Below are 23,164 nucleotides of genomic sequence, written 5' to 3'. Positions count from 1 at the left end.
CCAGCAATGGCACGATAAATATGAAAAACGACGATAAAGCTATAAGGGCGAGCCAATAAAGAAGTGCAGTCTAACCGGAATACTCTCCTCTGTCACACCCGCGGCGACATCCACCCGTACCACGCCGACAGGGGAAGCCCAGCGGATACCGACACCGACGCCGACCTTGGTATCTGTCTCAAAGTCTTTGTCGTAGGCATTACCCACGTCCGTAAAGAAAGCACCGCGAAACCCTGGTCTAAACTCATAGTTATACTCAGCGCTACCGACTGCCAGCACCTGCCCACCCGTCAAGTAGCCCTTATCCAGCGGGGATAAACTCTCATAGTCGTAGCCGCGAATGCTTTGGTCGCCGCCTGCAAAAAAACGCAGCTTATAAGGCACATCATAAAAATCATCTGCCCAAATATAGCCTGTATTGAGACTGCTTAATACCTGATGTTTTTTATCGTCACCAAAACTATAAATACCACTGACACCAGCGCGAACAATGGCCAAGTCGGTGTCGCTCAGCGCTTTGTCAGTCCCAGCTTCGAGCGAGTAATACTGGCGGATACCGCGAGTCGGGTTGGTCGTACTGTCCACGTCGGTTTTGTTCATGCCATAGCCAAACAGTAATGCTCGCTGTTTGGGTTTAGAAGACGTAAAGCGAATGGGCAGGTCATCAAGCTCTGTCTCATTTACGCCCGTCTCTAGCTCATCTAAGCGATAACGCATAGAGTAGCTGCGGTTCCAGCCACTGTCGCGGCGGATGTTACGGGCAATGGCCGCTTTTAGCGTTTTGGTGGACAAATCAAAGTTACCTTCGCCTTGATCAATAACCTCTTCTTCATAGGTCAGACGCCCATCTAACTTATCATTGAGCGGGTGTTTCCAAGGCCTGCTGCCATAGACAGCGACATTTTTCGTGATTCTTGAAACCTCAGTCTCTACCCCTGCTTGATAGCCTTGACGATTGAGCAAATTATAATCTATTTTGGCAGTGGCCCTGACACCTGTATCTGTCCCATAACCTAGACCGACTTGCGCATCACGCGGCTTGTTGGAGGACACAAAAACATACAGCGGTACTTTTTTGCTTTCAGCCACGTCTTGCGGGGTTTTACGTCCTGCCAGCGTGGGCGGCACAAAGTTTTCGTCGGCCAGTAAGTTTTTTTCATCTGGAAATATCTTTTGTGCCACATTACTGATGGAGTCACTGATTTTACCCAAGATGCTATCTGCCTCTTGGTCTTTTTCATCAAGTACGCGATCATTTGGCAAGCGGCTTAAACGCTCAGCTTTTTGTTTGATGGCTTGTAGCTTATCCAGCGTGGCTTCATCTGCCTCAAACTCGATGGCCACGATATCGGCAGGATCGACCGTCGCGCCGCTATTACTGGCCGAGCTTTCGCTTGCGACACCGCTGCTTTCTGCACTCATACGCCCGTCATTACTCGCTGTGCTGGCTGCCGTGGCGGCATTGTTGGTCGTACCATTATTGACATCATTGTCCAACACCTCATCGCCATTGGCAGTAGACGCAGTATTGGCAGTAGGCGCATTGTCAAAAGCCAAAGTGCTCGCCTCACTGCTCTCATCAGGTGGCAAGATGGACTCTACGTTGACGGTGTTAAAATAACGGGTCGCCGACAAATCGTTACTAAACTTGGTCACCGCTGGCCGATAAAACTTGTCGCCCGGCTCAAAGCCGATGAGCTGCTGTAACAATGACATCTCAACAGGCAGCTTGTCAGGGTCTCGTGTCAGAGTATTGGTCGCTTCATCATAAGTAAAAAACACCACGTCATCAAACTCGTAACGATCGCCTGTGTTATAAACCAAGGCGACGTCAGCGGTGTTGTCTGGCAAGATAATATCAACCGATTTGTTTAGCCAATACTCATCAAAATAACCATAAGTGTTACTCAACGACTCCAAAGTCGCTTTGCTGTTTTTGTAGACGCGGTGGTTAAAGATATCGCCCTCTTGTGGTGGCAAGTCCGTTTCGAGCGCAGCAAACTCCGGCTGCTCACCGCCTTCGCCGCGAATCTCGACGATGCGGCTATCCACACGCACAGGCTCTCCCAGCTTTTCGATGATGACATCAATCCTATCGCTGTTAGGCTGACGCAAGCGCAAAGTCACATCATAATACCCTACCGCTTTTGCCGCATCTAATGCTGTCTGACGCAGGCGAGGCAAAGCTGCAGTAAAGTCAACGACCGACTGAACCGTCGTATCATCCAGCGCCGCTTTGATGTTTTTTATCGGTTGGGTATCATCATCGGCTTTTTTGAGCTTCGGTTTACCATCGTTTGCATCTGCTGCCTGCTGCAGATAGACAGTGGTGTCGACATGCGGCAACGCCCTCACCCCACCATTAAACAATCGATTATAAAGGCGCTTGATGATATTGCCATTGTTACGGGCTAGCGGTCTTTTTTCATCAGCTTGCTCGATACTTTGGCTGACTGCCTGCGTATCGGTTTGATAATCTGGCAAATAGTCATCAGGATTGATATTTTGTGCTGCGGTGCCTTCTCCATTAGCGGCGCTGGTATTGGCCACAATCTCGCTATCAGTCGCTTCATTAGTGCGGCCACTACTGACCGAGTCACTAACATCGATCGGGCGCGACATCACTTCGTCTGTCTGCGCTTGTGTTGCCGCGCGCTCATCTTTCTCGTTTTTACCCAGCGTCTCCAAGTTACTTGGGGTTGGCAAATTGGTGGCATCCAGCGCCACATCCAAACCCACAGGCGGAGTGGTATCGTCCAAACTGGCAATCGGAGCGTCAAAGTCTCTGTCATAGCGACCAGCACCATCAAGGGGGCTGATATTGCTATTGCCAGTCACCGTGCTATTACTCTCTAGCATGGCGCTGTTTTGACGATTAATAGCTGCCAGCTCACGCTCTATCTGCTCAGGCGTCATCATCTGATGGCCTTGCTGCTGTATCTCAGCGGCCTGCTGCAACAGATTGTCGTTCGCGCCTGTATTAGGCATATCACTAGCCAGCGCGTCATTATTTAGGGCATTGTCGTTAGGTGAATTGTCGTTAATTAAGTTGTTATTCAGCGCATCGTTATCGACACCACCAATCATACTTCCCTGATCTTTTTGATGACGGTCAGCGCCGTTTGTATTATTCGTCAGGTTATTTGATCGGTTTGAGGGGTCGTTAATTGAAGAGTTACTATTTACAGCACCTGACGTTTCACTATTTGATTTTTTAACGGTTGGTTTTTTAACGTTTGACTTTTTGAGGCCTAGGCTTTGCTCACTATACTCATCGAGCACAGATTGATCGACAATACCTTGCTCCACCGCTTTTTTTAGGCGTAGCGCATCTAGTGCGGCATCTATTTGCGAGTCGTCCTCTAACGGCTCACGCGGCGCTGAGCTAGCGCTTGAACGACTATTAGCAGGCTGAGTGACAGGAGCTTTGACCATGACCGTAGGCGGTGTATCAGCCCATACCATAGGCGCTACCCCGAAACCCACCAAGCTGGTCGTCAGCGCGGTAAATAATGCTGAGCGCGTGAAGTGCGCGCATACGGCGTGAGGTCGAGCGCTGTTATCAGAGCGGATAGTACTACGGGCAATCGCGCTATGATCACAGGTATCCTGCGGCGTCAGCGATACGTTGTGCGTTAGAGTTGATGGCTGGTGCTTCATGATTGATTCCTATCAGCTCACGCGGTACCGTATCAACAACGATGACCATTGTTCAGCATTACCGGTGAATAAACTTATCGCAGTGGTCTGAATTATCACTATATTTGGCAATATAGCCATATAAATTTACAAATCATAACTTAGATAATTATGAAATCATAGCGTTGTACGCATGTATTTTTGGCAAAGCCTTGCTATTATACGGCTTAATGGCTACAAGCCTTATGCTATATTTTTATAAATTATTGATATTAATAACAATCACAGTCACCCGACTGTTTTATTTGACGGTTTTTTACTCACCAACCGCGACCCATCGGTAGGAACTTTCATGGCAAATCAGTTTCAATTATTTAAGCATCGCCGTTTTAGCGCCATGTTTTTTACGCAGTTTTTGGGCGCCTTTAATGACAATATTTTTAAGCAAGCGCTGATATTGGTACTGACGTATACGGCAGCAAGCCAGCTGGGTATGGAAGTCAGTATCTTAAACAACTTGGCCGCCATGCTGTTTATTTTGCCTTATTTTTTATTTTCGGCATTGGCAGGCCAAATCGCTGATAAGTTTGAAAAGTCCAAGCTGACGCAGTTTATTAAATTGCTTGAGCTGGTGATTATGGCGGTGGCAGCCGTGGGGTTTGTCTTTGAATGGTATGGCTTGCTGTTTGTGGCGCTGTTTTTGATGGGCACGCATTCGACGTTTTTTGGACCGATCAAGTACGCTTATCTGCCACAAGCGATGAAAGAAAATGAGCTGGTCGGCGCTAATGGCTTGTTTCAGATGGGCACTTCACTGGCGATTTTACTGGGGATGATAGTCGCTGGGGTATTGACGCAGCTCTCCGCATCGCTTTATTGGATCAGTGCGACGGTGCTGCTGGTGGCTATGCTAGGCTATTTGGCCGCGCGCTTTATCCCGCTGATGCCTGCGATGCAGCCGGCGCTGACAATCAACTGGAATATCTTCACCACCAGTTTGAGTACAGTACGCTATCTATACTCCTTGCCGTTTTTGTTTTTTGTCATCCTTGGCAATAGCTGGTTTTGGTTTTATGGCGCGACGTTTTTGACGCAGACGCCAGAGTTTAGCAAGGTCATCTTGCACGGTGATGAGTCGGTGGTGATTTTTTTATTAACGCTGTTTTCAGTTGGCGTATCGATCGGTTCGCTGCTATGTAAGTCACTGACCAAAAACCAAGTCAGCTTACGGCTACTACCGTTTGGTATCGCAGGCTTGAGTATTTTTGCTGTCGACTTATATTGGTCCTTATCTAGCCTAAATATGGCTGTCGCTGATGGCACACTGCTGGGTATCGGTGAGCTGGTTGGGATGAGTGGCACGTGGCGCGTCTTTGCTGATTTATTCTTTTTGGGTTTTAGTGGCGGCTTGTACATCGTGCCACTATATGCGTCGATGCAGGCATATGCGCCAAAAAGCCATCGTGCTCGTATCGTGGGGGCCAACAATATCTTTAATGCGATATTTATGGTCACCTCAGCGATTTTTTCGATTGTTATTTTAAACGCCTTGGGTTTGACGCTACCGCAGTTGTTTTTGGTGACAGGCCTGCTGAATATCGCCTTTGGCGTGTTTTTGTATATCAAGCTGCATAAACATATCAAAGCGGCGGTCATTCAAACTCATGATGCGAGCGTTTTATAATACATTTCGCAGACGATATGTAGGCACGTGCATAGTAAATAGTGGTGCTGATATTTTGGATTGTTTGCTATAGTAATGTTTGTTGTTTTTGATTATAAGTCATGAGGAGTGAATTATGGCCCCGCGTCCTTTGTCCAAAGTCGACCAGTTGTTAGTTGGGGTCGATAAGGCGTTACGAGCTGTCGTCCCACATTCAAATCCTAGCACGCGCCCCTTACCGGTGAGTAGTGATGAGATTCCTGAGCTGAGCATCACCGAGGCACGTCATGTCGCAGGGCTGATGCGCATCAATCACACAGGCGAAGTATGCGCGCAAGGCCTGTATCACGGTCAAGCCTTTAGCGCAAAAGACGACGGCGTCAAACAAGCCATGCAGCAGTCTGCCGAAGAAGAAGTCGACCATCTGGTATGGTGTGAAACTCGGCTAGACGAGCTGGGTAGCCATGTCAGTATTTTTACGCCGCTGTGGTACGGCATGTCTTTTGGTCTGGGTGCGGTGGCAGGTGCTATCTCCAATGAGTTTAGCTTGGGGTTTGTCGCCGAGACAGAAGCGCAAGTCAGCGAGCATTTACAAGATCATATCACCCAGCTACCAGAGCAAGACCAGCGTTCAAAAGAGATATTGGCACAAATGGATATCGAAGAGCTGCATCACCGTGAGCTGGCGCTCGCAAACGGAGGTGCAACGCTGTCACCCGCTGTACGCCAGACGATGCGCTGGATGGCCAACCGTATGAAGGCCACCGCTTACCACTTATAAAAGCTATCGTATTAACAATCCTACTACTGATAGCGCTCAGTTTAATTTGCTAGGGTATGAAAAATTTGTACGATTTTGCCCTGAGATGTCTCAGGTATCTTCTGATGAGTAAATACTACCCATCAGCTACATTATAAAATCATACAACAACCGACCTATGAATACTAATAAACACTGACTTACTAATAAGGTATCTATTTTTATGAAAGCCACTACGTTATCGACCAGCGTATCTCCCAAAGCGCCAGCGCTGGCAACTCTGACAGCCGTTGCTGCCGCTTGCGCCATGATGCTCTCTGCGCCTGCTCATGCAGCCGAAGCACAAGCTGCTAGCAGCGCGACTGATGCCACTAACGCCACCTCTGTACCGAGCGCCATCGACTCAAGCAAACGTGTCATTCGTCTGGCTCAGCCAAAGGCGGATAACGCGGCTAGCACAAACAATGCATCAGCCCCTCAAGCTGCCGCACCGCAAACCGTCCCCGCCCCGCAGCCGCCCACCGTACAAAACCGCCCGCCGATGAGTACGTTGCAGCCACAAGACGTCAGACCACCAGCGACGCCTGAATTTACTGGTACCACACGTGTCTACGACCCAGGTCCGATGAGTGCCACTGGCATCGACCTTCGTAGTGGTCAGCTGACCAACATCCCCACTCCGCAAGTACAACTGTCTGATGTCAGCTTTGTGCCAACGGTACTGATTCCGCAGAAGACGGGCGATAATAATGACAAGCTTGATGTCAGCCTACTCGATGACTTTATCAAAGATGTCTCACCCAACGCTCGTCATTACCCACCCAACTTCCCTAACCGCTCACAGCGCCACTACACCCGCGAAAAAATCAAGGTATTGGCAGAGTGGATTGAGCCTTATGCAAAAGCGCCAAACGCGTCTTATGATGTACTGATTCGGGCAGCGAAGCTCAATGGCATGGGCCGCAACCTAGACTTGGGCTCGGACTATACCATCCGCGGTGGACAGTATGTGGATCGCGCCATCAAAATCCAACCAGACAGCGGCGAAGCCAACTTCTTATATGGCATGATGCTCTCAGAAGGCGGCGGGTTTAAAGAAGGTCAAAAGTACTTAGACCGTGCCGTCTCGTTGGGCTATACCGAAGCAGAGCAAAGCTTGGCACAGTCAGACCTTCTTAGCGATCGCCGTGACAAAGCCTTGGAGCGTCTGCGTCGCCTCGAAAGTCAGAACCCCGACAACGACATTATCCCTCAGCAAATCAAACTTATCGAAGAAGGTAAGTTTTATATTTGGGATATTCCTGCCCCTGACATCAATGTCAAACCAAGCATCTAATCTGCTGTACATCAGCACGTTTGACCGATAGTCCTTATAGCGCCTTCATTTTCTCACGAAAAATGAAGGCGTTTTTTTGCTGGATAATAAATAGTCTAATCGCAAAAGTTACGCTACACTTATCTGCACGCCTGCCGGCACTCCTTCGCCTTTTCGTTACTCGTTTTTGGGACCGACTTATGACGCCGCTTAGCCTTATCAAACCGATGATGCACACCAATCAAAAAACGCGGTCGATGACCCTAGCAGTCTTGCTTGCCGCAGTAGCGCTACTGCCTGCCTGTAGCACGGTGTCTGTCAACAAACAAACCTCCGCCAAGACCATCACCGACCAGCGCGGCAATATCGTCACTGATAAAAAACTGAGTAGTGACACCGCCTCAGCGCTGCTATCTGCAGGACTAAACGAGCAAGCCTGTATGCAGCAGTTTGATCTGTGCTTGACGCAGCTGACCGATAGCATATTAAATGAGCACTACCGCCCTGCTTTAGCGATTTTTGCCGAGCTACACTATGCCAAAGCCCGTCAGCTGGCACGCTCGCAAGCTTGCCGCGACGCCTTGTCTCGTCCGCCGCTTGATCCCTATTATGCCAATGCGCCGCTAAGTGCAGAAGAATCCAAAGCCCAACAACAAAACACCAGTCGCTGTCTCAATGACTATCAAGAGCGGCTATTTGATGCGGTAAAAACGAGCTACACCTATTTGTTTTATGATGCGCTCGTACACGATTTTGAGGGAGCGGATAAGGTCAGCGGGCAGTCGCAGCAGCAAAGTCGTATTCCCAATGATACGGATATTCAGACCCAAGACATATATAACGCGGCCAGCAACGATATCATCACTCAGCTATACAAGTCCGCTGATGGCACGGACAAACTGATGGGCGAGGCACAGATAGAATATCTCCCCATCACCTCAAGCAAGCGTGCTAGCAGCGAGCAAGCAGCCATCGCCAATTTATCACCGCTCACAGGCAAACCCACTGACCAAATCAAAGTGATGAAAATAGCCGTTGATGACTATCAGCTTGGCGTCTATCTACCAAACGAAACCAGCTACTTACAAAACGCGCATAAGCAAGCCTCAGCACTCGCTGATCTGGTCTCCACTTACGAGCTGCGCCTCTCTGGCCTAAATTCTATCAGCAAACGTCAGGGGCTGGGCATCAGCTTAGTGGCATCGTTAGATGATCGTTATACCACGACGATTCGGCAACTATTGGCGTCGTCGTTGGCGGGGCGCTTATCCCATGAGCAGAACAGCAATAGCGTCAATGAGAGCGACCCAAGCTCGCGTATCTATCCTACAGGCCATCTGTTATTGACCGGTCTTATCAAGCCTAGCGGCGATAGCGTTTTAGACGTGCTGAGCAGCCGCACGCTCGATATCCACCTCTATAACCCGTACCAAACAGAGCACGTCAATATTTTGAGTGACAACTACCCCATCGCGGCCAATTTTTCGGCAGGCTATGGTCTTTGGTTGGCAGAAAACCAGCTGGACGGTGTCGGTTATCTTAATCTCATCACTCGCCAGCCTGACGCCCGACTGCCCAAGCTGTTTATGCTCGAGCCCTATGACCCTGATAAGCGCGTGCTGATTATGCTGCACGGCCTCGCCTCTAGCCCTGCAACGTGGGTCAATTTGACCAACGATATCTTAAACGATGATAAGCTGCGCGATAACTATCAAGTCTGGCAGATATTTTATCCTACCAATCTACCAATCTTAGAAAACCGCTATCAAATCCAGCGCCTAATCAATAGTACTTATGCCCAAACCGACCCGCAAGGGCAGAACCGCGCCAGCAAAAACAGCGTGATTATCAGCCACAGCATGGGCGCTGTCATCGCCCGTATGATGCTATCAGACGACAATCTGGTCGACGATTTAGACAGCTTAGACGATCAAAACCTACTCTCTAATAGCGAAAAGCGGCAAATTCGCGATGCTCTTAAAGCCTCATTTGGTGAGACCGAGCTCAAAGAGCGCTTTGAGCTCAACGCCTTACCGCAAGTGGATACGGCGGTTTTTTTATCAGCGCCATTTCGCGGCACAGATTATGCAGACCGCTGGTTTACCCGCGCGCTGCGCCGCATCGTGTATCTGCCCGTTGGGCTGGTCAAGACGGTCACAGATAATCTGGCGACCATTGCCACCCAAGGCGACTTGGCACAAAACCCACTTGGCGCTCTATACCTACAAAACGGTGCCAGCCAATTGAGTGACAAATCCTCATTTATTCAATTGACTCGAGACATCTCCATCAATGACCGTATTACTTATCACTCCATCATCGCCAATAACGACTCAGATATCACCAAAGGGCTGGCACAGATGCAGCCAGGCAATGCCAAAATCGACTTATCACAAGCCATAAAAGACGAGAAAGACAATCACGCTACCAATACTAGCGCTACCGACACCGCCGACGCTGCTAACGATAAAGCATCGACACAGCCGCTGGTGGCCGCAGTCACCGTCGATAAAAACATCAGCCAAGCGTTGACTGAACGTCTATCAGACGGCATCGTGCCTTATACCAGTGCGCACTTAGACGGTGCAGCTTCTGAGACCATTATAAACGGGGGTCATAGCATTCAGAGCAACCCCCAGACCATCTTGACGCTACGGCGGATCTTGCACAAGCAATTGCAAAAATAACACTCAAGCCGTTGCCGGCAGATAATAAGGAGCTGACTGTAAGGAAATGTAGAAGCGCTACAAACTGATAACATGTTGCAGATTTGTACCCCGCTTAGTGATAGATAAGCTTGATAGGCGTCTTGATAGCAGCGCAGGCACTTTATCATAAGACATTGTTTTTACTGTTGTTTTTAGATAAATTAGCGGTTTTTTTACCCCAAATATTCGTGACTACTAGGTAGGTCGTCAGGGTGCTGCATCGCTTGCGTGTGTACCAAGGGAGGCGCATAATATATTGACAGCACATAACAGTCATGTATTAATTTATAAGGATGTAAATTACTTAATTCAGCTAAACAGTCGTTAGCTTAGCCACCATGTATCATTTAGGTCGCGCGCTAATCCATACTGAAACACAATCTGCCTATTGCCTATATATAAATAAAGACAGTATGCAGACTGTTATTTGAGCGTTTGAGGGAAGCCTGCGCTATTCAGCTAACAGATAAGGGTAACCGTTTATGTTCGCTACGTTTATGATTGACCAGCTCGATGCGCTGATGCTTGCGCGTATCCAATTCGCTTTTGTTATCTCATTTCATATTGTTTTTCCCGCCTTTTCTATTGGTCTGGCCAGCTGGCTGACGGTGCTTGAGTTCCGTTGGTTAAAGACCGGCGAGCCTATTTATGCTGAAGTCTATAAGCATTGGGTCAAAATATTTGCCGTGGTCTTTGGTATGGGGGTGGTCTCGGGCGTGGTGATGTCCTACCAGTTCGGTACCAACTGGGCGGTGTTTTCGGACAAAGCCGGTAACGTTTTAGGCCCTCTACTTGCCTATGAGGTGTTGACCGCGTTTTTCTTAGAGGCGTCCTTTTTGGGGATTATGCTGTTTGGCTGGGGCCGCGTAAGTAAGCGGATGCACTTTGCTTCGACAGCCATCGTCGCCATCGGTACGCTGATTTCAGGGTTTTGGATTTTGTCTGCCAACAGCTTTATGCAGACGCCGCAGGGCTTTATGCTGGGCGCGGATGGCATCTTATATCCTACCAACTGGTTTGAGATTATCTTTAACCCATCTTTTCCTTACCGTTATGCCCATATGATGACGGCGGCGTTTTTGACCACCGCCTTTGTCGTTGGCGGTATCGGTGCTTACTATCTGCAATCTAAAAAGCACAAAGAGCACCGTCAGCATGGCCGTGTCATGTTAGGTATGGCGATGATTATGGCGATATTTGTCGCGCCAGCACAGGTATTGATTGGTGATGAGCACGGTCTTAACACCCTAGAGCATCAGCCAGCCAAAATCGCTGCTATGGAAGGTATCTGGGAAAATGAGCGCGGCGCGGCGCTGCGCTTGTTTGCGCTGCCTGATCAAGAAAACCAAACCAATAAGTACGAGGTGGCCATCCCTTATGTTTCAGGCTTGATTCTCACCCATTCGTTTGATGGTGAGGTTAAGGGTCTCAAAAACTGGGCACCTGAAGATCAGCCCCCTGTGGCTATTGTGTTTTGGGCGTTTCGTATTATGGTCGGTATTGGCATGCTTATGGTGTTGGTCGGCTTATTTAGTCTGTATAAATACTTTAAAAAACAACAGTATGACCCCCAAAGTGTCTGGTTTCACCGTGCGTGGATGATGATGACGCCGCTTGGTTTTATCGCACTGCTGGCTGGTTGGTTTGTTACCGAAACAGGACGTCAACCATGGACGGTATATGGCGTGATACGTACGGCTGAGAGTATGTCACCCCTCGCCGCCCAGCAAGTCGCCACGACACTGATTGGTTTTATTGTGCTTTATGTGTTTGTCTTTGGCGCAGGGAGTTTTTATATCTTGCGACTGATCGCGCAGGGGCCAAAACCGTTTGAAGATCCCGCTGAGGACAACTTCTATGAGCACTCAGTCACAGAGAGTCAAGGACGGACACTAAGCGGTGATAGCAGTCCTGGTCAAAGTACAAAAGAAAATATCGATACACCTGCTGATGATGTCGATGATGGAGGGTTACGCTAATGTTTAACTACGGTGATGTATTAGACTTACCTTTGATCTGGGGCGGCTTGATTGCCTTATCTGTCTTTATTTATGTGTTGCTTGATGGTTTTGATTTGGGCTGCGGTATTTTGTTTCCTTTTGCAGGCTCAGACAAGAACCGTAGCCGCATGATGAACTCTATCGCGCCTTTTTGGGACGGCAACGAGACGTGGCTGGTACTAGGCGGTGGCGGTTTATTCGCAGCCTTCCCAGTCGCTTATGGTATTATCATGACAGGCTTGTATCTGCCAGTCATTTTTATGCTGTTTGGCCTGATCATGCGCGGCGTGGCGTTTGAGTTTCGTTTTAAAGCCTCCTCACGTCGGCACGTATGGGACAGTTTTTTCTTTATCGGCTCCGTGGTGGCGACTTTTTGCCAAGGGCTAATGTTGGGCGCGTTGATACAAGGGATTGAGGCAAGCAATCGTCTCTATACAGGCGGACCTTTTGATTGGTTCACGCCTTTTTCTATCATTTGCGGCATCGCCATGATTATCGGCTATGCACTCCTTGGCTCTACGTGGCTCATTATCAAAACCGAGCATACTTTACAAGTATGGGCACGCAAGGTTTCAGGCTGGATGCTATTGGCACTGATCATCGCAATGGTCGTCGTCACAGGCTTTATGTATTTTTCTGATATCAAGGCGCTTGAGGGCTGGTTTAGCTTCCCAGGCTTGCTATATTTGGCACCCATGCCGATTATCGTGCTGCTCTTAGCCTTTTTGATGCGCAAAGACCTAAAGACGGAGCGTGAATATCGCCCATTTCTCTTGACGGTGGCGCTATTTTTTATGGGTTATATCGGGGTCTGTTTTGCCGTTTTCCCTTATATCGTCCCGTATGAAATGACGATTTATGAAGCAGCAGCAGCGGACACCTCGCTATCCTTTATGCTGATTGGGGCCGCTATCATGCTACCGATTATCTTAAGTTATACCGCTTTTGCCTACTATACTTTTAAGGGCAAGACAGATCATGAGCATATGTACTAGGCATAGTATATGTGCTAAGTCAGCATAAGCAGTATGAACAACAAGTAGCATCAGAGAAATGACAGCTAAAAAGTGACAGGCCACCGCAAAAGGTGACGGTCACTACGTCCGCTCGTATGGCGTATCTATAAAAAGATAGGAGACGAATATGAAAAAGCTCAGTAAAAAGCAGTCACAATGGGCATGGTTTATTGGTCTATATATCGCGGGTTTTTTGGTGATTTTTACCATTGCCCAATTGATTAAGCTGGCCATGGGTGTCTAGCTCATAGGCGCCTAGCGTTGGGTCGCCCACCCTTCATGGCTTATCATGCCTTAGCAAACCAAAAAGCAGCGCCATGAATGGTCGCTGCTTTTTTATTGTCCTATAGACAATGAGCGCTAAGCGCCTTGATGACTGGCGGCTCCCTTATCATCGATAAACTCATTGACTTGCGCCAGACGTTCGGGTGTACCGACGTCTATCCAGTTATCAGCTATCACCTCGGCGGTGATTTGAAACTTCATCATCGCCTGCTTGAGCAGCGGCGCCAGTGCCGCTGGCTGACCTGATGCCAACCCATCGACCAGTCTCGGCGACATCACGCTGATACCAGCAAAGGTATATTTGTCCGCATTATCAATCGGCTGCTCGCTGGCAAGACCATTGTTAATGGCGAAATCCCCGCCACTATTGTGCTCTGGATTATCAATCAGCAATAGATGCGCGCGCTGGTCCGCCCCTAGCTTATAATCAATCAATTGCGAAAAATCATAAGTCGTCCACACATCCGAGTTGACTAAAATAAACGGCTCATCTCGTAGCTTGGCTGCCTGCAGCGCCTGAAATATCCCACCTGCCGTCTCCAGTGGCTCATCGCTTTCGACCGACCAATGCAGGGTCACGCCATATTGCGCCCCGTCACCCAACCTCTCTATCAGGGTATCGGCGAGCCATGAGGCGTTGATAGTGATGTCGGTAATACCAGCCGCTCGTAGTGCCTTGATATGCCAGACGATCAGCGGCTGACCACCCACCTCTACCAAAGGCTTGGGAGTCTCTAAGGTCAGCGGCCGCAGACGCGTACCCTTGCCAGCTGCCAAAATCATTGCTTGGGTAATCGTTGCTTGGTTGGTCTCAGACATGTGCGCTCCGTGTTTTTGTTATTGCTTTTTAAATACTGCCTAGGGTGTGCCTTCAATTCACTCGGTAGTTATCTAAATGGGCTAAAAATGGCCTAAATATATTGCTGCACAAACTGACGCTGATACGCTGGCAATATGTGCTCTCTTAGATAGTCATTAAAAGGTGCCACCGCTTGCTGCATCTGCAGGCTGCCATGCGCCTCCAGCCATTCTAGCTCAACCATAAAATCGCGCATCACTTTCGGAATATCGGCCAAATAGCGATCTTTGCCATCGCGCTGCGATAGGCGGACAAAGATTCCCAGCACCTTTAGATGGCGCTGGACACCCATGACATTCATATCATTTTCAAACTGTGCGATATCGGCAGCTGTGCTCAAGCCTGCTTGCTTTTGTAATTGCCAAAAGTCACGCGTCCATGCAGATATCTGCGGCTCAGACCACTCCACATAAGCATCACGCAGCAGCGATACCAAATCATAAGTATAAGCACCAATCACCGCATCTTGAAAATCAATCACCCCCAAGCGTGAGTGATCGGCTTGATCTTGCATCAAGTTGCGGCTGTGATAATCACGATGGACAACGACTGCTGGCTGCTGCAAAATCTCTTGTATCAATACCGCTTTTAGCGCATGCCACAGCTTTGGATCAACTGCCACGCCGATATATGGCATAAACCATTCACTAAACAAATCCATCTCTCGGTCTAGCAGCGCACTGTCATAATCAGGCAGCTGATGCTCAGATTTTGCTTGCTCAACAGAGAGTGTTTGTAGTGCGACCAATGTCTGCATGGCCAGCTGATAATGGCAATCGACTTGCTCGGGCGTGGCCTTAACCAGCAAATGAGCAAACTCTACCGTACCAAAGTCTTGTAATACCAAAAAACCTTTTGCCACATCCTGCGCGATAAGCGTTGGCACATTGATCACAGGTGCCATCAATTTGGCGACATTGATAAACTGACGCATGGCGTCTTGTTCATCAGCCGAATCCATGACAATATAACGTGCCGCTTGCGATTGGGGCTCTGTTGTCAGCTGCAGGCGATGATACTGACGCGCGCTGGCATCCCCGGGCAGGCTCTGTAAATCAAAGGTCTGCTCTGTAAAGACTGCTTGTAGCCAGTCGTGCAATTGCTGTTGGCGGCTGTTGGGTAGCGGCTGGGTCATAGGGCTCTCTAAAATCGTATTATCGGTTATAAAAAAGTAAATGTCGGTGGTAAACAACTAAAGTAGTGATAAGTCTGGCAAAACCTTGCTAAAATAGTGACGCCTATCTTGGTCATCATCGCTTTTATCGGTAGATAGCGCGCGTGTGGCGCGATGGCTATTGCTGAGCATAAATGCAGCAGCCTGTGCTCATCTTATAGTTTTTGGTAAATAGTGTAGCTGATTTGGTTTTTTTTGACTATGATTAGTCGTCATTATATGTAAAACCGCCTGACTGTTGGCACCATTTAGCATAATAAGGTCAATCTGTCGGCGCTGATGTATGACAGTATTTAAAAGATACGGCTACTCAATTACGTATCGCAATCTAACCGGCTCTGCAATCATAGGTGTGCCCTTGCTATATTCTTCGCTCTACCAAAGCATTCGTTTGATCTTATTTGGCGCGTTAGGTTTATCGAGCCTTGCGGTCAATGCCGCACTCAGCGAGGCAGAACCACAGACACAAACGACCAAGCCATTGTCTGCAGATAGCGCGCACCGTCCTACTTATCTGGCAGCAAATCAGGCTGCCAGTCGCGCGGCAAAGGACACCCATCATGCTTTTGACCAAGATATCCGTTATCCTCAAAACGCTTTTACGCCCAGCGCAAAAAATCCGACTGTAAACAATACCCGTGCAAACAATGCCCGTGCACTGAGTGATAGCGACAGTACGCTAAGCCCGTCACTTGGGATAACAGCGATCAATAACGATAGCAATAGCAATGACAACAGTAGCGTCTCAGAGTCTGCTTTGCCGCCAGCATTTGTGCCAACCCCTGCGATACCCGACACGCTCGATGAGCAGTATGGCGGCGTTACATTTTTTGATGAGCCTGCCGGCACCATCAATACCGACAATGCCTCCTTGCAAACGCCTGAGCAAGTGGCCAGCACTCTAGATGTCGATACCACAGCCACTATGGCTCACCATGCCAATCCTGAAGTTGATACCAGTAACAGTATCCATTACAACGCTGGCGCTGATACCCACAACGATAATAACAACACTGATATCCCTAACAGCGACGAGAGTATTCAAGACAGCCTCAAACGGTTGGCTGAGTTTTATGAGCTTACACCTGAAACTGAGTCATCAGATATCAATAGCAGCATGAGTCTGCCAGACGATGAAACAAACGCGCTACCAGAGGCGCTCATGCCGAGTGCACAAACCATTCCAAAGGTTGGCCGCAATCTAGAGCTGCTGCCTAGTGCGATCGATAGTGCCCAGCGCTGTGAGGGTCAATGGGTCTATCCTAAACGCAACCCCAATTATCAGCGGGCAGTCACTGAAGCAGGCGGCATCAATGGACAAACCGCACCGAATGTCAGTGAGATACCAAACCAGCAAGCGCCGCTATTTTCAGAGTCAGACTACGGCTATTATGACAATGTCGACTATGCTGAGCTATCAGGCAATGTCATTATCAATCAAGGCAGCCAGCATATCGAAGCTGACAAAGTATTGCTGAATTTGGGCAGCGGGGTGGCGGTAGCGCAAGGCAAAGTCATGTTTACGGATAAGGCAACTGGCAGGCGAGCAGCGCAGCGCAAGGCAAACCAAACCCAAGTCAATTTGACAGACAAAGCGACGCAAGGCGGCCTCATCGGGGTGGCCGATAGCCTCAATTACAACACCGAAACAGGCCAATCCACCGCCAAAGACGTGGCGTTCGCCAGTGTCGAATTACAAGCTCATGGCTATGCCAAGCAGCTAAACAGACCCAATGAGACGCAGTATGAGCTCGATGAGGTGATGTTTAGCACCTGCCCACCGACCAATCGAAAATGGCAATTTGACGCCAAAAGTATCGATTTAGATACTGATACCGGTCGCGGCGAGGCGTATAATACGACTTTTCGTGTCGCTGATGTGCCCGTATTTTACTTGCCTTATTTTAACTTCCCAATCGACAGTCGGCGTAGCAGCGGGTTTTTGTTACCTAGCGCCAGTGTCAGTAGTGAAAACGGCTTAGAAGTTGATGTGCCTTATTATTTTAACTTAGCGCCCAACTATGATGCCACGCTCAACACGCACATCTATACCGATCGCAACCCTATGCTATCAGGTGAGTTTCGCTATTTGACCGAAAACTATGGCGAAGGTATCTTTAATGGCTCTTATTTGCCAAACGATCGAGAGTATGGTGATGAAGATCGCAGTAGCTTTTTTTATGATCATGCATGGTCTTCTAAGAGCATTACGCGGTTGAGTGGCGATGCCAAATACAGCTACGTGTCAGACTCAGATTATCTCGATGATTTTGATACGCTTGGCTTATCTGATAGTACGGTAAACTTACCAAGACGGGCGCGCCTAAACTACTATAACGACTATGTCAGCGGCGAGCTAAAAGTTGAGACCTTTCAGACGCTCGATGCGTTCAATGGTGATGGCGAGGCGTTGCAAGATAAGGACAAGCCGTACTCACGCTTACCTCAGCTAAGCGTAAACTATCGTCTGCCCACTGCGAATAACTTTGATATAACTGGTGTCCATGACTCCGCTTATTTCAAAAAATCCATTGATGATGGCTCAGAAAACGAAAAAAGCGGCATACGTTTTTATAATAAAATCAGCGCCGTCTACCCTATCGAAAGCTCATGGGGCTATGTCAAACCCAAGCTGAGCCTCCAGCACCTGTATACGTCTTATGACGAAGACAGCTTGGCGGACAACCAGCTGAGTAAAGAAGATGGCAACCAGTCAGCTTTTGTACCGCAGGCCAGCATCGACGCTGGACTGAACTTCTACCAAGCAGGCTCACCATTTGGTGCGTTTGATGAGACCATGGGCGGTTACCGTTTGCTCAGCCCGCGCTTAAAGTACACTTACTCGCCATATAAAGATCAAAACGATATCCCAAACTTTAACACCCGTATCGCCTCTATCAACTATGAACAGCTATTTTCTGACAGTTGGTTTTTAGGTCACGATCGTCTGCAAGACTTGCACGCCATCACGCCGGGTATAAATTATCGTTACATCGATGCAACGGGTGTGACACGTTTTGATGGTAGCATTGCAGAGCAGTTTTATATCGACAATGGACGCGTAACCTTAGAGAATGAGCAGCCAGTCTTTACCTCTTCGTCTTCAGGGATGGTGTGGAATACCAGTACGCAGCCTTATAACAACTTTTGGGTCGATGTCAGCGGCGCTTTGACCAATGACTATGACCTAAACTATGTGACCACTGAGCTGCGTTATCAGCCGTCGGATAATAGTTTGTTTAACGTCGGGTTTGTCAAACGTCAACGTGACGAAAACACCGATCAGCTACCATTGTCTGCCTTTACTGCCTCCGCCATTTTTCCTATCAACAACAACTGGCGAGTATTGGCACAGGGTCAATACGATTATAACCGTGATAAAATGCTCGACTCTTTAGTCGGTGTCGATTACGAAGACTGCTGTTTTGGTTTTGCAGTTTATGGTCGTCGTTACTATAATGACCTCAATGTAAAGGACAAGCCAACCCAAGCGGTGATGGCTGAGATTAGACTAAATGGTTTGGGCAGTGGTAGCAGCCGTTTGACCCGCCTGCTCTCTGATAAAATCTTAGGTTTTGAGCCTGTACAAAACGCTTGGAAAGACTAAGACATGATAGGTACCTATATGACGCAGTAATGATACTGCGGGGCAATGGTACCGATATTTATAACCCTGTATTTTTAGGCTTTTAGGGACAACCCTGTCTATTATTTGATTATTAAGTGTATTGGGTAGAGTTAACCGACTACCATCCGATGCGATGACATTGATGAGGAGCATCATGAGATTTTTTTCTGTACGTCAGACCAGCCGCGCGGTACTGCTATCTATGGGTGCCAGCATTGCGCTCACTTTGAGTGCTCAAGCGGCAACCGTCAAGCCTGCGAGCGTCCAAGCGGCTGATCCAACCAGCACCAGTCGTTTAACACCAGCAAACAGTACCGACGGTATCATCGCTTTGGTCAATGAAAACGCTATCTTAAAAAGCGAGTTGGTTGAGGCCATCCAGCAAACTCAGGCGCGCGCCCAAGCCGCGGGCGAGCCGATAGCCAACTCAGCACAGCTACAGTCTGAAGTACTAAACGCCCTTATCTTGCGTGAGTTACAACTATCGATGGTCAAACGCATCGGCCTGACGCCCGACGACGCGGCCATCAATCAGCGTCTTGGCCAAATCGCACAGGCTGAAGGCTTAAATAGTATCGTAGCCTTGCAGCAGCGCCTAGATGCCGCCCAACCTGGTAGCTATGCTGCTCTGCGCGCGAAACTGATAGAAGACGCCGCTATTCAGGCATTGCAGCAGCGCCAAATCAGTAGCCGCGTACGCATCAGTGAGCAAGACATAGATGCATTTTTGGCCTCACCTGAAGCCAAACGCCTAAACCAAAGTGAATACCAAACCATTCATGTGCGCGTGCCTTATATGGACGACTATAGCCGCCTATCTGAGGCGCAGCGCGAAGAAGCACTAAAAGTCGCTCAAGCCCTACGTACGCGCCTGCTTACGCCAAATGTCGATGTCACAGAGGCCATCTCCGCCAGTCAAGGCAGCTACCCTATCCCGCTCCAAGGTGGCGATATGGGCTTCCATAAAGCAGCATCTCTACCGACAGAACTATCTAGCGAGATTACCAAACTCGATGTAGGCGCCGTCAGTGCACCGCTCATCACACCAGAGGGTATAGATATCATTAAACTGGCTGACAAAAAAGCCAGTGATACCATGCTAGTACCGCAGTGGCATACTCGCCATATCCTCGTCAAAGTCGATGAGCTGCAGACAGACGCCCTTGCAGAACAAAAAATCAATGACCTCTATGAGCAGCTACGCGGTGGCGCTGACTTTGCAAGCTTGGCCTCGACTTACTCAGATGATCCAGGCTCTGCCGGACGTGGTGGCGATTTGGACTGGGTCAGTGAAGGCGATATGATAGGCCCATTTGAAGCCATGATGAAAAACACCACCGTGGGTGACTACTCTACTCCTTTTAAAACGCAATTTGGCTGGCATATCCTGCAAGTCGAAGGCAAACGTCAGCATGACGTCAGCGACGAATATCTCCGCAATATGGCACGTCAAGCCCTGTATCAACGCCTAGCGCCGCAAGCAAAAGAAGACTGGCTCCAAGAGCTACGCGCGGGCGCTTATATCCAAGTGCTTGGCTAAGTGCCTATCGGTATATAAGCATAAGCTGTCGCATAAACATCGACAAAAACACCACTGTCAAAAAAAGGGTACATGCCAGCGCATGTACCCTTTTTTGTTGCTTAGTAGGTGGCAGATTATCGTAAGAAACACACCTAACGCTTGTATTTCTATTATCAATTCAATCGAATATAAACACGATTATAAAAACCTAACCAGCATATAAACCCCCATAGCGACCATCATGATGTTTTCGGTCAAAGACACAAAACCAAGCGGTACATTTGAGTTACCGCCCACGCAAGCACATTTAAGCTCACGCCTGTCTATATAGACTGCTTTGAACACCGAGACGCCATTAATACCGCCGATAACTATCGCAACGACAGCCGCTATGATACTCAGCCATGACACCCCTGCTAGCATGGCAATACCGACAAATGCCTCGGCGAAGGGATAAACATACGCATAGCGCACGACTTTGCGCGCTAATAAATCATAGCCCAAAAACTGATTGGTAAAGCTTTCTAAATCTTGTAGCTTTTGAATGGCAAGCACAATCATCGATAAGGCGATAAACCAGATAAGCGTTTGTATCGTCAATAGCGTACCGATCATGCCCCAAGTCAGCGAAATACTGGCCAGTGCGGTGGTGGCAAATATGGCAATCACTGGCGTGTAGCTAAAGCCATCCTTTTGAGCAACTTTTTTACCAAAGTAGGCTTGCAGGTCATCATAGCCACCTACGCGCTCGCCATTAATAAGTATTTGCGGGGTGGTAGTAACATTGAATTTGTCTTTGACCGCTTGCGCCTCAGCATCATTGGTTAAAGGTTTGTCCTCAATCTCATAGCCTTTACGCTGTAACAAATCGAGCGCCTTTAACCCAAAGGGGCAAACGTGATCGGCTTTTACCATACGGTAGACGGTTGCTGTTTTCATGCTCAATACTCCCTTTACTTTATCCTCACCGATAACTCAGTGTGCAAACGTTGTAGTCAGTACGAATATGGACAAATCAGCGGTCAAACCCGCCGCCTTTGCTCGACTACTCTAGCTCTTTTATCAGCTGCTGCATCTCACCGATTTCGCGCTTTTGCGCTTTGATGATGTCATCAGCCAATTGACGAACACGCGGGTCATCGATATCGGCGCGCTCACTGGTCAAAATAGCGATAGAGTGGTGCGGTATCATCGCTTGCATCCAGTCGACTTGATCGACGGTTTGCTGTGAGCGCACGCCCCATATGCCAAAGGCAAATAGCACGATACTTAGGCCATAAATCATTAAATTGACTTTGGTTTTTTTGTACATATTACCCATAAAGGCGAGCATGATGATCGCCATCATCGCGCCCATATACAGCGCCATATAAGCACGCGTCTCACTAAAGTACACATGATCCCATTTATAGGTATTAAAATACATCATGATGTACATGACGATGGTCGAGGTAAGTATCATCAAAAAAAACTTCAGATACGGGTTCATTTGCGATTTATTATTATTCATATCCATGTGATTATCTCCATAAATGACACCTATATGGATAGATGCCAGTAATGATCGTTATATTAATTTTAAGGCAGTTAGTAAGCACGCCTTTACAAAACTGATAGACTAAGACTGAAGTACGGGTCTAAATCAAAACCAAAATTTCACCCCTGCCGTGACGCTACTGGTATCAACATCTTCGTTGTTTTGGCGACGTAAGTCTCTTGTATCTGATAATGCTGTCTCGTAGCTAAAACCCACATAAGGGGACATCTGACGACTAAGCATCTCATAAGTAAGCCGAACTTCAGTTTCTAACTCATTAAAGCCTTTGGTAATGTTATTGTCAGTATCATCCTTGCTAAATACCGTTAACCCAGCTTCTGGGATTACCACCCAATGCTGGTCTAAGCGCCATTCATACTCTGCACCAAGGTCAAGCTGGACTTGACCGTCGGTATAAACATAGGCTCTAGCATCAGTCTCAATAAAGTAAGGCGCCGTGCCGGTAATACCAGCCATCAGTGCTGATTTGTCGTTTTCGGTATTATAAGCGGCGCCGACTTCGCCGTTCCAAAAGACACCAAGCGGTTTCCAGTAAGACAGCGAGCTTAGGCTATCGATGGCTTTATCGTCTTTGGTCTCGGCGCTGCCCTCGGTACGCAACCTTACCCGATGACTATCATCACCATACCAGCCTTCGAGCTCAAAGTTGACAGCGTCCTCTTCAAACTGATAGCCCAAATCATCTACCGATATGCCCCAAGTCGGCAGGCTACCCATCATCACTGGTTTACCATGCTCGCCATAGCCTATGCCATTGGAGTAATCAGGACTACGCGCATCAGCTGGCGGCTCGCCGCCTTGCATGCCAGACATATCCATATCGTCATGACTCATACCGCTGTGATCCATATCCGACATATCATCTGTCATATCCATACCACTATGGTTCATATTCGACATGTGCATACTGCTGTGCTCCATATCTGACATGTTCATTTCGGCTGCTACTAAGGGTGACGCTAGCAATGCGAATGATGACACGCCGATGAATGGCAGACCTTTTTTAATGGTTTTCATAATAAACTCACATTCCACAA

The 23,164-nt window shown here is 48.3% G+C and carries 15 protein-coding genes; 9 read left to right on the top strand and 6 right to left on the bottom strand.

Annotated elements, in window-relative coordinates:
* Positions 1-39 precede the first annotated feature (39 nt).
* Positions 40-3,660, bottom strand: a complete 3,621-nt coding sequence (locus R0I52_RS05915) for an autotransporter assembly complex protein TamA (RefSeq protein WP_317053559.1) — start codon at positions 3,658-3,660, stop codon at positions 40-42.
* 331 nt (positions 3,661-3,991) lie between these two features.
* On the opposite strand from R0I52_RS05915, the gene R0I52_RS05910 reads away from it, so the two are divergent.
* The 7 genes from R0I52_RS05910 (at position 3,992) to R0I52_RS09035 (ending at position 13,345) form a co-directional block, all read left to right on the top strand.
* A complete protein-coding gene (locus tag R0I52_RS05910; protein WP_317053558.1) occupies positions 3,992-5,323 on the top strand; it encodes an MFS transporter in 1,332 nt (443 codons plus the stop codon).
* A 115-nt stretch (positions 5,324-5,438) separates the two neighbouring features.
* On the top strand, positions 5,439-6,083 hold the full coding sequence (gene coq7 / locus R0I52_RS05905; protein WP_317053557.1) for a 2-polyprenyl-3-methyl-6-methoxy-1,4-benzoquinone monooxygenase: 645 nt from the start codon (positions 5,439-5,441) through the stop codon (positions 6,081-6,083).
* A 202-nt stretch (positions 6,084-6,285) separates the two neighbouring features.
* Positions 6,286-7,398 (top strand): hypothetical protein, encoded by a 1,113-nt coding sequence (locus R0I52_RS05900; protein ID WP_317053556.1) that lies wholly within the window; start codon positions 6,286-6,288, stop codon positions 7,396-7,398.
* 236 nt (positions 7,399-7,634) lie between these two features.
* Positions 7,635-10,064 carry an esterase/lipase family protein gene (locus tag R0I52_RS05895; RefSeq protein ID WP_410524042.1) on the top strand — a complete coding sequence of 810 codons (2,430 nt, stop codon included), beginning with the start codon at positions 7,635-7,637 and terminating at the stop codon, positions 10,062-10,064.
* Positions 10,065-10,567: 503 nt separating this feature from the next.
* Complete coding sequence (locus R0I52_RS05890) at positions 10,568-12,064, top strand: cytochrome ubiquinol oxidase subunit I (RefSeq protein WP_410524033.1); 1,497 nt, start codon at positions 10,568-10,570, stop codon at positions 12,062-12,064.
* The gene (gene cydB / locus R0I52_RS05885) at positions 12,064-13,080 is read left to right on the top strand and encodes a cytochrome d ubiquinol oxidase subunit II (RefSeq protein ID WP_317053554.1); all 1,017 of its coding nucleotides are present in this window, start codon (positions 12,064-12,066) and stop codon (positions 13,078-13,080) included. The genes R0I52_RS05890 and cydB overlap by 1 nt, the downstream gene beginning before the upstream one ends.
* Before the next feature lie 148 nt (positions 13,081-13,228).
* Positions 13,229-13,345, top strand: coding sequence for a DUF2474 domain-containing protein (locus R0I52_RS09035; RefSeq protein WP_372046312.1), 117 nt, complete (start codon positions 13,229-13,231; stop codon positions 13,343-13,345).
* Positions 13,346-13,461: 116 nt separating this feature from the next.
* Here R0I52_RS09035 and murU read toward each other — a convergent pair whose 3' ends face one another.
* A complete protein-coding gene (murU, locus tag R0I52_RS05880; RefSeq protein ID WP_317053553.1) occupies positions 13,462-14,205 on the bottom strand; it encodes an N-acetylmuramate alpha-1-phosphate uridylyltransferase MurU in 744 nt (247 codons plus the stop codon).
* 92 nt (positions 14,206-14,297) lie between these two features.
* Positions 14,298-15,380: an aminoglycoside phosphotransferase family protein gene (locus R0I52_RS05875; RefSeq protein ID WP_317053552.1), complete on the bottom strand. Its 1,083-nt coding sequence runs from the start codon at positions 15,378-15,380 to the stop codon at positions 14,298-14,300.
* A 397-nt stretch (positions 15,381-15,777) separates the two neighbouring features.
* Between R0I52_RS05875 and R0I52_RS05870 the strand changes: the two genes are divergently transcribed.
* Both R0I52_RS05870 and R0I52_RS05865 read left to right on the top strand, forming a co-directional pair.
* Positions 15,778-19,026 carry an LPS-assembly protein LptD gene (locus R0I52_RS05870; protein WP_317053551.1) on the top strand — a complete coding sequence of 1,083 codons (3,249 nt, stop codon included), beginning with the start codon at positions 15,778-15,780 and terminating at the stop codon, positions 19,024-19,026.
* 175 nt (positions 19,027-19,201) lie between these two features.
* On the top strand, positions 19,202-20,587 hold the full coding sequence (locus R0I52_RS05865) for a peptidylprolyl isomerase (RefSeq protein ID WP_317053550.1): 1,386 nt from the start codon (positions 19,202-19,204) through the stop codon (positions 20,585-20,587).
* A 180-nt stretch (positions 20,588-20,767) separates the two neighbouring features.
* Here the strand turns inward: R0I52_RS05865 and R0I52_RS05860 are convergent, their stop codons facing one another.
* The 3 genes from R0I52_RS05860 to R0I52_RS05850 form a co-directional block, all read right to left on the bottom strand.
* The gene (locus R0I52_RS05860; protein ID WP_317053549.1) at positions 20,768-21,508 is read right to left on the bottom strand and encodes a MauE/DoxX family redox-associated membrane protein; all 741 of its coding nucleotides are present in this window, start codon (positions 21,506-21,508) and stop codon (positions 20,768-20,770) included.
* Between the two features lie 106 nt (positions 21,509-21,614).
* Positions 21,615-22,085: a DUF305 domain-containing protein gene (locus R0I52_RS05855; protein ID WP_317053548.1), complete on the bottom strand. Its 471-nt coding sequence runs from the start codon at positions 22,083-22,085 to the stop codon at positions 21,615-21,617.
* Positions 22,086-22,211: 126 nt separating this feature from the next.
* The gene (locus R0I52_RS05850; RefSeq protein ID WP_317053547.1) at positions 22,212-23,144 is read right to left on the bottom strand and encodes a copper resistance protein B; all 933 of its coding nucleotides are present in this window, start codon (positions 23,142-23,144) and stop codon (positions 22,212-22,214) included.
* Between the last annotated feature and the right edge of the window lie 20 nt (positions 23,145-23,164).

The organism is Psychrobacter sp. CAM01 (assembly GCF_032842965.1).
GTDB lineage: Bacteria > Pseudomonadota > Gammaproteobacteria > Pseudomonadales > Moraxellaceae > Psychrobacter > Psychrobacter celer.
The sequence above is the reverse complement of the archived record's forward strand: the minus strand, read 5'-3'. Positions and strand labels throughout refer to the sequence as shown.

Bases quoted from the DNA above. Each gene is read 5' to 3' on its own strand.
- coq7 (WP_317053557.1), top strand. From the start codon at position 5,439: ATGGCCCCGCGTCCTTTGTCCAAAGTCGACCAGTTGTTAGTTGGGGTC.
- R0I52_RS05865 (WP_317053550.1), top strand. From the start codon at position 19,202: ATGAGATTTTTTTCTGTACGTCAGACCAGCCGCGCGGTACTGCTATCT.
- R0I52_RS05890 (WP_410524033.1), top strand. From the start codon at position 10,568: ATGTTCGCTACGTTTATGATTGACCAGCTCGATGCGCTGATGCTTGCG.
- murU (WP_317053553.1), bottom strand. From the start codon at position 14,205: ATGTCTGAGACCAACCAAGCAACGATTACCCAAGCAATGATTTTGGCA.
- R0I52_RS09035 (WP_372046312.1), top strand. From the start codon at position 13,229: ATGAAAAAGCTCAGTAAAAAGCAGTCACAATGGGCATGGTTTATTGGT.
- R0I52_RS05915 (WP_317053559.1), bottom strand. From the start codon at position 3,660: ATGAAGCACCAGCCATCAACTCTAACGCACAACGTATCGCTGACGCCG.
- cydB (WP_317053554.1), top strand. From the start codon at position 12,064: ATGTTTAACTACGGTGATGTATTAGACTTACCTTTGATCTGGGGCGGC.
- R0I52_RS05910 (WP_317053558.1), top strand. From the start codon at position 3,992: ATGGCAAATCAGTTTCAATTATTTAAGCATCGCCGTTTTAGCGCCATG.
- R0I52_RS05855 (WP_317053548.1), bottom strand. From the start codon at position 22,085: ATGGATATGAATAATAATAAATCGCAAATGAACCCGTATCTGAAGTTT.
- R0I52_RS05850 (WP_317053547.1), bottom strand. From the start codon at position 23,144: ATGAAAACCATTAAAAAAGGTCTGCCATTCATCGGCGTGTCATCATTC.
- R0I52_RS05875 (WP_317053552.1), bottom strand. From the start codon at position 15,380: ATGACCCAGCCGCTACCCAACAGCCGCCAACAGCAATTGCACGACTGG.
- R0I52_RS05900 (WP_317053556.1), top strand. From the start codon at position 6,286: ATGAAAGCCACTACGTTATCGACCAGCGTATCTCCCAAAGCGCCAGCG.
- R0I52_RS05860 (WP_317053549.1), bottom strand. From the start codon at position 21,508: ATGAAAACAGCAACCGTCTACCGTATGGTAAAAGCCGATCACGTTTGC.
- R0I52_RS05895 (WP_410524042.1), top strand. From the start codon at position 7,635: ATGACCCTAGCAGTCTTGCTTGCCGCAGTAGCGCTACTGCCTGCCTGT.